We start from the raw sequence: 13283 nt of genomic DNA, 5'->3' as shown, positions 1-13283 counted from the left end.
GCCTCCTAAAGCGATATAGTTCCAATATAGCCGTCGGTATCCCGCTGCACTATCGTCGAATCAACCCAATATACACCGCTGCCCACTTTATCATCATTGCTAAACTCTGGTGGCACATAGGGACACCCGGAAAAATTAAGCGTATTACCATAGCGAATTGCACAGATCCTAAATAAATGGTTGCAACCAGGATATATGGTCACATTACCCATTGGCGTAGTCGGAAACGGATACCGGAGGGTTAAGGTGGTCGAGGTGCTGGCGGTTATCATCCGGACATTGTTGTTATAATAAAACAGCCCGCCGGCAAAATAGTCGTCCTCATAGCCGGTCAAGTCTACGGTTACAGTCAGGCCCTTATAGCCATCAATATAGATTTCCTTGGCATAGTCCGCTTTGTTTAACCGGCAGGATGTGTCATAGATCACATTACAACAAAAAAACTGCCGCGTGAAATTGGGCAGTTTCCGGGTTAGCCAGTTCTCCATTTTTACCGTCAATTTGCATTCGGAGTCTTCAAAAGCGGCCTGTATGATCTCTCCCACAAATATGGTGTCATAGGCTGCATGGTCTTGCTCATGCAGCCGAAAAATGTTTAGGTAAACCGGCTTATCTGGTGGGGATGCCTTAAACAGTGCGGCCACGGCATTATCCTTATCCACCGTTACCACCGTGGAATTGGAGCTTCCTTTGCTGGACGGCTTGATAGCGTCTCGTTTGATGTGGTCAGCCGTGTACGTCTCTGTACTGGTCGCGCCGTCCGTTGTCACCGTCAAGGCTACGTCATGGCGGCTGGACGTATACTGATACGTGGTATCGCCATAGAAAAATTTATAGCACTCCAGAGGCTGGCCGTCCTGGGTGCTATTTTCGTAGGTAGATATATTACTGTCAGCCATTTAAGCATTTACCTCCGCAAACGATGTGCTAACATTCGCAATCCCGGTGGTGTCATAGTCGGTTGTCAGCGTGTCGCTGTCAAACCGATACCGGCAGAGAAAGGAAATCATGACTACATCTGATTTTCTGAGTGGTGCAGTCAATGCGCTTTCCAGGTAGACCTTGCCATATTCGCCGGTACTGTCAGTCGAATAGCCTGCCACTGGAAAAATCTTTACCGAACCGGACCGCAAATAAACAATGATTAATTTCCTCCGGGACAAACTGGCGTAATACTTCCAGTAAAGCGGCCACTCGACAAGCAAATAGAGCTGGCCGCTGGACGCCGTTTCTACCAGAGTCATATCACTTAGCCATGTCGGAGCATAAAAAGATTTCAACCGACCCTTGCACCTAGTAAAGAATCGCTGGAAATTGTTGATTTCCGAACGGCTGAAAAGTTCATATTCAATCTCTTTATTCTCCGAGGCGTACACGCTTTTTAAATCATATTTAACAAGCCCGGTTTCATTGTCCAATAGATTCGCATTTCGCGTGAAATTAGCCGCCAGATCGCCTGTCCAGGACGGGGCCAGGGGAAATATATCCACGCCCAGATAAGAGGCCGGTAAAGCGTCCTGAAACGGCGTTTTCTTTTTCCAAGCTTCATAATTGTACTCATTGAGAGCTGTTGGCAGAGAAGTAAGGCTGTAATCGTCCAACAGATCCACATTGAGCTGCATGGTAGTGAGATTGGAACTGTAGGCCGAATATTTATCCTCCTGTTTCAAATACCCGTAAGAGGTGGGATAAACCACCGTGGAAGCCTTTAGATAATCCTGCTCCAGTATTTCCGTCAGCTTTAAGGAACCATCGGCATAGAGCGCCTTTACAAAATACCGATCGCCGCCAGTTTTGTCATTACGCCAAAACATGACGCCGCTGCAGCCTCGAAATTGCCATAGGTTTACTGTATCAAGGCTTACATGCGAAAAATCTGTATAAGCACTTTCAGAGAGACGGCAACCAGCGTGCCACAGGGGTATTTCTATTTTTTGATTTTGTTTCGCGTAGGATAGCGCCCGCAGGTACTGGCTTTGCGCCGCATTCATGCCGTAATAGTCATAGGCAATGGACCGGCGTGGGTATACTCTGAGCGCCATGCGCTGCTCGGTGGCATCCCAGGCTTTATGTATTTGCGTTTTGAATGCAAGGGTTTCGGAAATTTCAGTTGCCAAATCATCACCACCTTGGCGATAAGTCGAATATTCTTCGGGTATTCGCTACAATATCAGAACTTTGGAAGTACCACTGGAAGAACTGCCACAGCATTGAAGGCTCATAAACAATAGCAGAATCGCTACTTAATAAATTCTGCGCAAACGCGGCAATCATCAGGTAGTCCAGACTCTTAAAATATCCATCCCTCAACTGTTCCGGCCTACTACTGGACGGGAGACTATCAATCCATTCTTTTAGCATGGAAGGCTCATAAACAATAGCAGAATCGCTGCTTAACAGTTTCTGGGCAAAAGCGGCAATCATTAAATAATTGACTGCCTTTGCGGTTGTCCCCGCTTTGGTCTGTGCTGGTCGTTCAGACGGCAAATTCGTATCTTGACTGACTAAATCTAATGAGTAGTCGTTTGTTGCCACCCAAACCCCACCGTTTTGCAGCAGCAACGGGCTAAATTCCGGCTCAATGCCGATACAATCAACCGGCACATTACCAAAATTGTTATCACCTTTACCGTCAGAGATTCGACTGAAAACCGCGTGTTGAGATCCCTCGGCCAAATACTCATTACTCCACCAGGTTACAGATTCCGCACGGGACGTTTTGGAAGCAGGCTCCGGGCTGGCGATAAGAAATACGTTATAGTTGGTGTAGTCCAAGACTTCCAGCACCACTTGCACCAGGGCCATAACCCCCCAGGAAACTTCCAAGTCCTCAATGGTTTCAATCCCCGTCCGGGTTGTAATATTGCCATTTGTGTCCGTAATGACAAACACGCCGGTAGCTACATTCCAAACATAGCTGCCAGCGGTGTCCATGTAGGTAATAGTTTGGTTGTTGCCCCACTCTTTATTGATCCGGGCCATGACACTCCAGGTTAAGGGGACGGTAACGGTACTAAGCGATTCGGCGAGCAGCTTCATGCGCAAGGGGTTTACCTTCGTTGCCCGGCCTACTATGTTGGCGCTGGCTTTACCAAAGGCTGACAGGTCCATATATCGTTGCGCTACCGTTTCAGCCATCTAAAGCGCCTCCTATTGCTTGATCGAAATACCGTCATAGCCTAAACTGCCACCTCGGCTGGTCTGAGGAAAGGATTGAAACAGGTTACCGGATGCCGGGTAATTAATATCGTAGGTGCTGGCCGGTGCCACGTTGCGTGTCGAAATAAAGTAAATACCCGGTACATAACCGACCTGACTAAAGTTTGAAAGCGCATCCGGGTCACGCAGGACATAGACGGCCAGCGGCAAGTTTACGGAAATGCAGTTAAGGGTGTTGACGTTTCGGCCTGTATCGGTGGTCGACTGCGATTGAATATAGCGATAGTGCGGAATTTTGGGATACCAGGAGTTAGAAATAACATCATCCCCGAATACCGGCAGGGCGATCCGCTTGCCTGTATAGCCAGCGTCAGCGGTGGCCGTGGCCGGTCCGGCGCTTCCCCATAGCACTTCCGGGGAGCGGTTGGGCGCGGCGTCGATATTCGCCCGCAAAAACGTGTTGGCTCTGGCATTAACGGCAAATATATAGTCGCTCGTTGCCTCAATCGTCTGCGAAGTCATGGAGGATACAAACATATTGGCGCTGTTACGGCTGGCGCTGAAGATGGTGCCGCCTGTCCAGGAGCCAATCTTGTACGTTTCACCTACCGCCATGTGCTGGAATACGCCGTCAAAGAGCTCGACAGATATAGTTATCATTTCTGCCGGGTCCGATATATGGTTGAAATAGACATTGCAGGCTTTATTAAAATAAATGGGGATACCGCAGCCAATAACTTCGCCGGTGGTCATTTGGCAAGCGCCGGTCTGGTCGAACCACTTGCCGCTTGTCGGCGATTCCGTATAGGCCGTTGAGCAGGTCAATCCCACACCATACATATAGCCAGTGGTGTTATGGGTTGTAAATATGTTTTTGCCGTTAGCGGCCCGGAAATGGGCGAAGGTGTCGCCGCCAGGGCTTTGAATGACCAGCCGCTTCCCGTCGGTGCCGGTGGTCCCGTCAATGGGGGTATCGTCCCCCTCATACAGCACCGTCCAGCCGGAGCTTGTCGCAAAGGTACTCAGCGCAACCAAGAGCTGGTTGGGTGTGGTGATGGATGTTTTTGTGTAGGCCATATGCTAAACCTCCAGTTCGATAAGCATTTTAAACTGTTTACCATATTTCAAAATTTCCTTGTACTGTGAAAAATAGCTGCTTTGTTCCACATAGCTATTCGTCCATGGGATAACATACCAAAGGCGGTCTTCCCAGCAGTTCGGGATTAACAGGCAAGCCTTGCCGTTTACAGTGATTTCCCCAAATGGCAAATCGGTTCCCGGCCAGGACATGCCCCACAGGGAACCAAATAAATCCACTTTGTAATTGGCCGAATCATTCTGTATAAGCTGTAACGGCTCCAGGGTTATGGTATCGTCACTGGACAAACAGGGGGCAACGCCGGTTAATTCCACATTGGTTGGCTTGATCCGGTAGCCGTCAGCAGTATTGCTTTCCCGAACGGGGCGCTCCACGGTAAAGTAGTAGCTGGTCACTGTGGACGAACTGCTGTAACTTCGGTTTTGCAATTCCTGCGTCCAATTACTGAAATATGTCCATGTCCCATCCGGCAGACACAAGGCAAGCTGGGAAACGCCGTTTTCGCAGGGTGCAAGCGGCAGACTCCGTGACATGGACCAGTTGCTATATGAGTAATCGATCTTATTGCCTTTAACCACTTTTCGCGTTCCGTTGACCACCGTGCTTTCGCCAACAATACTTAGTCCGGTGCAGGTTCCGGCGACAACAGCGGGAAACGGATACTGCATAACGGCTTCGAAAGGCTCCAGTAGTCCCGCGTGTCCCATATCCCACTGTATGCCGTTACGTGTAACTACGGTTAAATGGCTGTTATCCTTGATAAGCCAATAGGTGATATTGTCTGCAGAGGGTTCCCCTGATGGAAGGGATATCCCCGGATAACCCCAGCCGGGATACACTGGTGGGGCAAGCTCCGTTTGGGAAGTGGAACCCGTCTTTGTATAAAAGAGAGGGTACAAGTCAAGATCAAGTTCGGCTGTATTTATGGCCCCTGGCTGTTCATCCCAGTTAAGCCCGTCAGTAAACTGCTTGAAAACACCGAATACCAGACATTTCCCATAGGACTTTACTAAGTTGTTGTGGCCGGACAGTGTGTAGGTGACTGTGCCTTTGCTCGTGTCGAGAGCGTCATTCCATACGGCAAAGGACGCCGCGCCGCTGGTATGGGTGAAATTCGCGCCCGGTTTGTTAAGAGCGGATTTAGCCCACACGATTTTTTTCGCAATGACTTCTGTCTGTAGAAGCCAGGAGGAATACGCGGTGCTACTGGTAAAGTCCAGTACCATAAGTCCGATATAACAGCTATTTTTGCCGTCAAGCCCTTTAGCCCTTAGAATCGTTCCCTTGGGCCAAGCCTCATTTTGCATCAATGTCCAGGCATCGTCACCGTGGATAGCGGTGTCGGTAGCCCAGATTATTAGCTGGCTGATAAGGTCTTCCAGGCTTGCGGCTTCACCTTGTTTGTACGGCATCTACCCGGCCCCCTTATGACCACTTGATAGCAAAGTAAGAATCTTTGTCCCGTGCTGACACATTGTTGAATATTTTATAGCTTGAGCCTTCATACACAATGCTATCTTTGGTCGCCAAGTCCTCCCGGTTGCCGATCCAATTCACGCCGTCAAGTTGGCCGATCATGCCCACCGGGTTATTCTCATACATCAAAAACGGGTACATAATGACATTTTCCAGTGTGAGAACATCGTCCAGGATAGTCAAGGTGTCAACCGGGGCAATATTTGTCGGCCACATATTCAGATCGCCCAGGGTACTGCCTTTACAATAGCGCCAAGCCCCGTCCGGACGGCGAATGGCAACGGAGGAATAGGTGCCGGTGCCTGGATGCGTAAACATGCCGTGATTGGTGCCGGTATCCGTCCATGCACCATCTGCGTAGTAGCTGCCGCCGATCAGGAGCGGATAAGGGTACTGGTTTTCAATGGCAATCGGCGTAAATAGACCGAGGTAGGCTCCTTCGTATTGCGTGGAAAGTTCCACCATGATAATAAACCGGCTGGAATTGGCGCTTACCCAGTAAGTCATATGGGTTGCATCCACTAGCGGTATTACAGGCAGTTTATCCAGGCTAATCGCCCCCGGCTGCTCTGCCCAGCCAAGACCGGAATCATAACCGGCATAGCCATTCAGTAGGATATTTACATTTGTCGTTGATGTTCCAGTTGTGGCGACTGACATTTTCATACCAACGTAGATTTCATCGTCGCCGTCACCTACGCCCTTGAGAATGACGCCTGTCGAGGATGTAATAGCATCGACGGATGCAGGCGTTAAGAGCGTCCAGTTTTTCCCGGTATCAAAGTTTGAGGAATCAATCAAAAAAGAAACAACGCCCTTGAGTAATGCAAGGACGTTGTTGGCTGATCCAACGGTACAAGCCATGTGTTTTTTCACCTCTTTGTAGGTAATTATTGGTTATTGTCGAATTAGATGGTTGCCCAGGCATTGTCAGATGAAAGGAGGTAAACTATGTCTGTAACCAAAACTCATATTCAGCTTTTCTGTCATCGGTTGGAGAAAACTGTATGCGTATTGAAACAGCATTTGAAGAAAACAAATTATGCTACCAGGGCTCGTGCACCGCTTATTGATAAAATTATATTTACATGCGAAGAAGCCGCACAGTGTAGTGATAGCGATTGTTACCATGTAAGAGATGGCGGCATTGATTATTTGCAAAAGTATTAAGGATGTAACGGACTTGATAACGCATAGCTCTCCAGCATCCGTAAGAACAGCAATGTTTCCGAGACAGTAAACTTTTGTTCTTGAATCATGGATAGAATTTGCAGTCCCAGCCCTCTTACTTTTTCCTCGTCATGATTTCTAGCAAGCAATGCCGCAAAGCTTAAATCATCATCTTTTGATACTTCTTGTATAAACTCTAGACTCCATGCCGCGTAATGATTAGAGAATATCTCGTCACTCTTTACTGGTATACGTTCGCCATTCTCGAGTGCTTGACGAATATTGGCCTGGTATTCATCCAAGCATTTTTTTAGTACCTGTTCCGGAATAGTTACCGAGTAAAGTTCAGAACTACACCTTGGGAATGTCTTTTCCATTTTATAGCCTCACTTTACAAATAATATATTGTTCAATGCCTGGGCGTTTTCCAACACGATTTTAATAGCAGTTGCCTGCTCTATAATACTATCAGTTTGGCATTCTCCAATCTCTTGGGCTAACTGTAAATTTTTCCGCAAAAGAATTTCTACCGTTTCGTCCTGTTGTTTTATCAATTCAATACTATTCATCATTAAGCCCCCTAAATTTTTAAAATTTTGCTCATGAGAGTTGCATTGTTTTTCATGTGATTCAGGATTACTTTCTCACCGGCCCGGCCAGACATATATCTGTCGATTTCCCCCATGTCAAACAGGTTGACGTTTTTTAGGTGAATATTCGTGTCACCGGACGCCAGGGTAGCCGCAAGCTCCTGCGGTCCGGCCAACGTCCTGCCCATGGAGCCACCATCAGCGAACCGGGCTTTAACTTGCAAAAACTCTCTGGGGATTAAGCCGGAGTTCAGCCTGTCGAAGAAGTCCGTACCGAACTTTTTAACGGCGGCTGTTTTAATGACGTACTCACCGTTGCTGAGGCCGACAAACTTTTGGTAGTTACCAAGGTAAGCTAAGATGCTGTCACTGGTGCCGGTTCCCGGGCCTTTGACCGGGCCGCTGTCCATTGTACCGCCATCAGCAAACTTTGCAAAGCTCCCGCCTATGGCAAAGCCGTTTACCATGCCCTGAAGCAAATCATCCAGGTAGTCACCGTCGCCGGAATCACCGGAAACGTCCACAGAAGTGTCTAATCCCACAAAAGACCTTAGTGTAGAAGTAAGCAGATTAATGGCAGATGTATTAATACTCACTGCGGTGGTGTTTGTGGCTGTGGCAGAGTTGGTGTTTGCAGCAGCTCCACCTTTGGCACCGGTGTAATCGCCTAGTCCGAAAGCCGACATGATGTCTTTGGTTATGGTTTCGGCGTATACCCTTTGAATGGAACTTACAACCGTACTGGCGAGGTTACGGAAGGCTTCTCCCAACGTTTCGCACTTGGTTATACCGTCAGTCAGAAAGGTGAGTAGGCCGCTTTCAAAGGATTCCTTAAACGATTGCTTGACCTGATAGTTAATGTCGTTTAGCTTATTGAGTCTTTCGCTGAGTTTTTCAGCATTAGCTAGTGCCGCTTTTAGAAAATCAGTATCAATTCCTTGGGGTGGATTTGCTATCAATGCCTTAAGCGTTGTTACATTATTGGCCGCATCTTCCCTTTTTACCGCCGCTATTTGGCTTTCCCGTTGCATAGAAGTTAAGTCAGGGTTTGACTCAATATCCTGTATTTTCTTCTCCAGGTTACTATCCAGTGATTTTAATAGTTTATCAACGTAATCCTTGGCGTGGTCTTTAAGCTCAAGCAATTTAAGCTCAATTTTATTTACAAAATCGGTAAACCCTGCCCCTTTGGACTTTTCGAGGTCAGCCTTTAAGGTTGCAATATCGTCCTTAGTCTTCGCATCAAAAGCCGTTTGATATTGGGTGAGTGCATCGTTAACAGATATACTGCCCCGGGCAACCCCCTGAATTAGCTTTTCTTGCGTCATGCTTAAGGATTTAATGGCATTTTCTATGGTAGCTTCAGCCTGGGTATAGTCCGCCTGAATTGCATCATGCGTTTTATTCTCCTGCAACAGCTTTAAAGCATCCGACATGTCGTTTGTCATAAATTGCTGCTGTAAAGCCCTATTTTGCTTCTCGGAACGGAGTTTTTGAGCCTTGGAATACTGACCTTTATTCTCAAGGTTCGTAATATCAATATCCGTGGCCGCATCCTTTAGAGCTTGCATAGCGCTATCTTGGACATTGTTTAATCCGTCAATGGTAGTTTGGAGTTCAATCTCCTTCTGCCGGATCTGAGACTGCAGGTTTACGATAGTGGTTTTAACTTTTGTCGTTTCTTCAGTAGAAAAATTCTTATTTGATAACTTACTATTCTCGTTGTCTAATTGCTGTTGTAAATCAGCAATTTCGGCATTTGTCCTGGCAGTAGCAATTACTTTCTTTTGGCGGTTGTATTCCTCTGATGAAATTTTTTCTTCATCAGTTGCCGTCCCTAAATTGGTTTTTATATTGCGGCTTTCAAGGTTTTGCTCCTCTTGCTTTAATTTGGCAATATACTCTTGTAACTGACTTTTGGAAATGGCATTTGCTAATTCAATTTTGGCGTCCGCCAGGGCTTTGGCTTCCTGCTGCTCGTCTTTGAGGGTCAAGTTGCCAGAACTAGAAGTACCCTTAGCTGGAGGACTGTTTTTAGCCAATCCAGCAATAGCTTCCTCTACTTCTTCGTTATAACGAGGCGTATCGCTGGGATTAAGTTCTGCCCTAGCCCGATAAATAGCACGAAGTATGTCTTCATCTGATGAAAAATAAGACATGTTAAGATAACCGTAATCTTGAGCAGATCTATCAAAAACTTTCTGCATTCCTCCCGAGCCATGCTGAATAGCGGTTGAAAAAATAGCTGCCTGGACTGCATTGGCTCTGGTGTTGGGATCGAATCCATGAGTAGCAGCCAGATAGTTTCTAGCCGGGTCATAATACATCATTCTTGCATAGGTATCTTGCAAATCGGCAAAACGATTTCCTAAATCACTGGAAGAAAGAGTTTCCCAGTTAGTTTTAAATTGACTATCTCCTGGCCCAACTGTTACAGGAACAGAATAATCAAGAGTGTCAATACTGCCTTGCGTTAACCTGTTGAAAACTTGTGGGTCTATTCCTTGAAGCCACTCAACAAACGAGTTTACAACTTTATCCGTAGAGTTAAACTGATATGCACCATAGCTTACACCGCCGGGATCAGGTTGACCATTTCTTCCTGCTCCACTACTTACCGTACCGTAATCGCCTTCATGTGCCTGCAATAGCCATGAAATACTGCCATCACTGCCTTGATTTGTCTTTTGCTGTTGGATTCGCTCCTCTTTCCATTTATCAACCCTATTAAAACCTTCAATTATATTTTCAACAACAATACCGGCAGCGGTTGCGATTGCCCCCCAAAGTGTAGCAGAGGCTAAGCCGCGAATAGCGGTTTTTACTGCAAAAAGAGCCTTTTCCATTCTACCGATAGCAACTATAGCGTTATTAGCACCTGTTACATTAGCTATTGATGCTTGTGCGGCGGCTCTTTTTTGGGCAATCAATGCTTTTTCCGCATCAGAAATTTTTGTTTTCAATAGGACATACAAAGGAATAGCTTTTTGTACTGCTGTCCATGCCAATAGTGCAGTTGCTACCGCTTGCGTGTGTTGTATGATAAATTTTAAGATCGACAGCACAAGGTTTAATGGCGGTAATAATACTGGCCCTATTACCTTACCGGCTTCTTTTGTCTTTTCGATAAATAAGACGGTATTATCAACAATCTCCTTTATGTTGCTTAGTAAAGTAGGATTAAAGCTAACCGTCTTTGTTTTTTCATCAACTACAAATAAGGCATCTGTAATTTCATTGATTTCTTTTTTCAGTTTGACGAATACGGTTTCAGACGAACTACCAGAAGCCTGTCCAAACATAGCTTTAAATCGTTCTGTAGCTCCGGTCATTGTGTCAGGCCAGATAGTTGCAAGCTCTTTAAACCCGCTCATTTTATCCATGAGATACTTAAACAAGCCACCAGCCGTTTGCTTCGCTTTTTCAACGTCCGCATTCGTAATACCCAGTGCTTTAGCTACCTGCGAGTTCATGTCAATGGTGCCGCTTATCATGGAGCGTAGCTCCTGGGTAATTTGCATCTCATTAGCCATTGAACCCATCATAGTCTTAACGGCCTTTGTACCAGTGGTAGTAATTTGTACAATCTCTTCCATAGTCATTTTGGCTTGTAACCCTGGACCAAGAATTGATTGAAAACCACTTATCATATCTTCTGCCGGTAAACCAATCTTAACAGCGTTTTCCTGGATTTGCTTAAGTGTCTGACTTGAGATTTGCATGGCCTGGTTCAGTTTTAATTGCTCACCATTGAGTTTTGTCATAGACATTAAAATACCGGCAACACCTAACTGAGCAGTTTCCATCTGCTTGTCGTAGGTGATGCCGGTTCCGAAGATAGAACCCAAGGTATCTTTTACCGTTTGGACAGTGGCAATGATTCCATACGCCGCCATGCCGATCTTACTAAAAGTACTTAATATCCCCTCGCCTTGATTACCTATATTACGAAGCCCGTCAGCACCTTTTTTGCCGCCGGCATTTATCTTTGTTCCGGCCTTGGTACCAGCATCACCGATCTTCCTGATTGCATCTTCCGCCTCTTTGGCGGTATCCGCTAGCCCTTTGATATCCGATGCCTTGACCTTCTTGCCACTAGCCCCAGATCCAAGCGATGCCGGTCGGAACGCTCCTTCCACTCTACTACTAGTGATTGCCTGGGCCGATGTATTAATATTTACTGCAATCACAGGCTTTTGTACTCGGCTTTCTCCAATTTTCTTTATAGAAGCAGCCGTATTCTTCGCCTGGTTCTCAACCTTTTCTAATGCCTTTTCTGCATGGTTAGCTTGCTTGCCTATCTCAATAAGAGATTTATTAAACCCGTCGCCGCTTGTAGACCCTGCGGCTTTAGTTTTAGCTGCTGACTGTGCGGCCTCCTCTGCTATCTGCCTAATAGCCCTTAATGCGCTAGCATTTTGAGCTGTAATTTGGATTTCTATGACATTTTTACCCAATTATTCACCTCCGTTCGGACATAAAAAACCGCTGATTTATTCAGCGGTTCAGATGATCGGAGTACCCGCGCAATTTAACGGTTACTATATTATGCAGATTTTTTGATTGCTTATAGAGCCACTTGTTTCCATTCGTTTAGGGCATTTTGCGGTACTTGAAATTCCGAAGTATATGTTTTGGACTCATTAAACAGTAGAATTCTAACATTCGTACATGATTTCAATTTATCAACTTGCTCTTGCTTTATCTTAAACCCGGCCATTGATCTCATAGAACCGACTTCAATCTGCTTGTTGTTTATTCCGGTTGTTTCAAGAATAGTAAAATCCTTCTCATTGTCAAATTTTATTAAACATGGATAGCCATTTTTATATGAGAAATGCTCAAACAAAGGATATATACGACTAAAAACAAGTGTATATGTATCAGTACTATTTGCAGATTTTTTTATGAAATATGAAATATAAGCTTCATCAAGGCCGGTTATTGTTTGACTTGTTGTAATAACCTCGTTTTGAGTATCTCCTGTTCGTGATGTAATTTCAGCCGAGCAAAACGAGAATGAAGAGAAAACAATAAGTAAGGTGATTAGTAAAACATTGGAAATTTTCCTCATTACCACAATTCCCCTTTTTGACTCAATATTATAACATATGGCAATAAGTGTAAAGGAGATATTACATTACCGCTTAACTATGTCATCTATGTACTTGGTAAAATCGTCCTTATCGGCCCACACCCCGGCGCGAACGTCCTGCATATAACGAATCCGCTGCTGTAAGGCCGCGCCATAAAACAAGACCATCTGATCCAGCGTGTAGCCTTTAACCTCACCAAATGAGTGGCCGGCTTTTTTCAGTTCTAAGACGATTTCGCTCCAGTTGACTTCTGTTTGGCCTTTATTTCTTCCAGAATCGGGGCCAAACGTTTCATAAAAAAACCGTAGTTACGCTCAATAATCATGAGTAGCAACATAAGGCCGTCTTCACCGTCAACGCCGTTTTCTTTATTCAAATAAAACGCCGGTTCCTTGCCGGTATAAATAGCCATCAGCTCGGCTACCTCTGGGAAATGGTTCTCAAAAATTGTTCCGATGTTTTCAATAAACTTCTGATTAAGAATAAGGTTGCCGGAGTCGCTGAATTGCAGACCATCGGCACTGATCAGCTCATAAAAGCCTACGCCCATTTTAGACAGCAGTTTTACAATGCTGGGCAGCTCGGCAAACATAAACGGCTTGATAATTATTTTTTCCCCATTGATTGTAACGTCTGATTCCGGCAGCAATATATCGAGCTCGTTGCGAGTCTCTGCTTTCTGTTTCACAGGTA

General features: G+C 45.7%; 12 protein-coding genes. 1 reads left to right on the top strand and 11 read right to left on the bottom strand.

Annotated features, from left to right (window positions below; translation table 11 throughout):
* Nucleotides 1–5: 5 nt before the first annotated feature.
* From SATMO3_RS11445 to SATMO3_RS11420, 6 genes are read right to left on the bottom strand one after another with little or no spacing between them, the layout of a single operon-like run.
* Nucleotides 6–899, bottom strand: coding sequence for a phage BR0599 family protein (locus SATMO3_RS11445; protein ID WP_371380915.1), 894 nt, complete (start codon nt 897–899; stop codon nt 6–8).
* Nucleotides 900–2117: a hypothetical protein gene (locus tag SATMO3_RS11440; protein WP_371380914.1), complete on the bottom strand. Its 1218-nt coding sequence runs from the start codon at nt 2115–2117 to the stop codon at nt 900–902.
* A 4-nt stretch (nt 2118–2121) separates the two neighbouring features.
* Nucleotides 2122–3138 carry a hypothetical protein gene (locus SATMO3_RS11435; protein WP_371380913.1) on the bottom strand — a complete coding sequence of 339 codons (1017 nt, stop codon included), beginning with the start codon at nt 3136–3138 and terminating at the stop codon, nt 2122–2124.
* A 12-nt stretch (nt 3139–3150) separates the two neighbouring features.
* Nucleotides 3151–4236: a hypothetical protein gene (locus SATMO3_RS11430; protein WP_371380912.1), complete on the bottom strand. Its 1086-nt coding sequence runs from the start codon at nt 4234–4236 to the stop codon at nt 3151–3153.
* A 3-nt stretch (nt 4237–4239) separates the two neighbouring features.
* Complete coding sequence (locus SATMO3_RS11425) at nt 4240–5670, bottom strand: hypothetical protein (RefSeq protein ID WP_371380911.1); 1431 nt, start codon at nt 5668–5670, stop codon at nt 4240–4242.
* A 13-nt stretch (nt 5671–5683) separates the two neighbouring features.
* Entirely contained in the window at nt 5684–6598 is a 915-nt protein-coding gene (locus SATMO3_RS11420; RefSeq protein WP_371380910.1) for a hypothetical protein, read from the bottom strand.
* 87 nt (nt 6599–6685) lie between these two features.
* Between SATMO3_RS11420 and SATMO3_RS11415 the strand changes: the two genes are divergently transcribed.
* Complete coding sequence (locus SATMO3_RS11415; protein WP_371380909.1) at nt 6686–6904, top strand: hypothetical protein; 219 nt, start codon at nt 6686–6688, stop codon at nt 6902–6904.
* Here the strand turns inward: SATMO3_RS11415 and SATMO3_RS11410 are convergent.
* The 5 genes from SATMO3_RS11410 to SATMO3_RS11390 all read right to left on the bottom strand — a co-directional run bounded on the left by SATMO3_RS11410 (nt 6901) and on the right by SATMO3_RS11390 (nt 13278).
* A complete protein-coding gene (locus tag SATMO3_RS11410; RefSeq protein ID WP_371380908.1) occupies nt 6901–7281 on the bottom strand; it encodes a hypothetical protein in 381 nt (126 codons plus the stop codon). The genes SATMO3_RS11415 and SATMO3_RS11410 overlap by 4 nt on opposite strands.
* Before the next feature lie 9 nt (nt 7282–7290).
* Nucleotides 7291–7476, bottom strand: coding sequence for a hypothetical protein (locus SATMO3_RS11405; RefSeq protein ID WP_371380907.1), 186 nt, complete (start codon nt 7474–7476; stop codon nt 7291–7293).
* 8 nt (nt 7477–7484) lie between these two features.
* Nucleotides 7485–11951, bottom strand: coding sequence for a hypothetical protein (locus SATMO3_RS11400; RefSeq protein WP_371380906.1), 4467 nt, complete (start codon nt 11949–11951; stop codon nt 7485–7487).
* Nucleotides 11952–12061: 110 nt separating this feature from the next.
* Entirely contained in the window at nt 12062–12568 is a 507-nt protein-coding gene (locus SATMO3_RS11395) for a hypothetical protein (RefSeq protein WP_371380905.1), read from the bottom strand.
* Between the two features lie 245 nt (nt 12569–12813).
* On the bottom strand, nt 12814–13278 hold the full coding sequence (locus tag SATMO3_RS11390; RefSeq protein ID WP_371380904.1) for a hypothetical protein: 465 nt from the start codon (nt 13276–13278) through the stop codon (nt 12814–12816).
* Nucleotides 13279–13283: the final 5 nt, after the last annotated feature.

Origin of the sequence: Sporomusa aerivorans (assembly GCF_041428895.1) — a bacterium.
Taxonomy (GTDB): domain Bacteria; phylum Bacillota; class Negativicutes; order Sporomusales; family Sporomusaceae; genus Sporomusa; species Sporomusa aerivorans.
The sequence above is the reverse complement of the archived record's forward strand: the minus strand, read 5'-3'. Positions and strand labels throughout refer to the sequence as shown.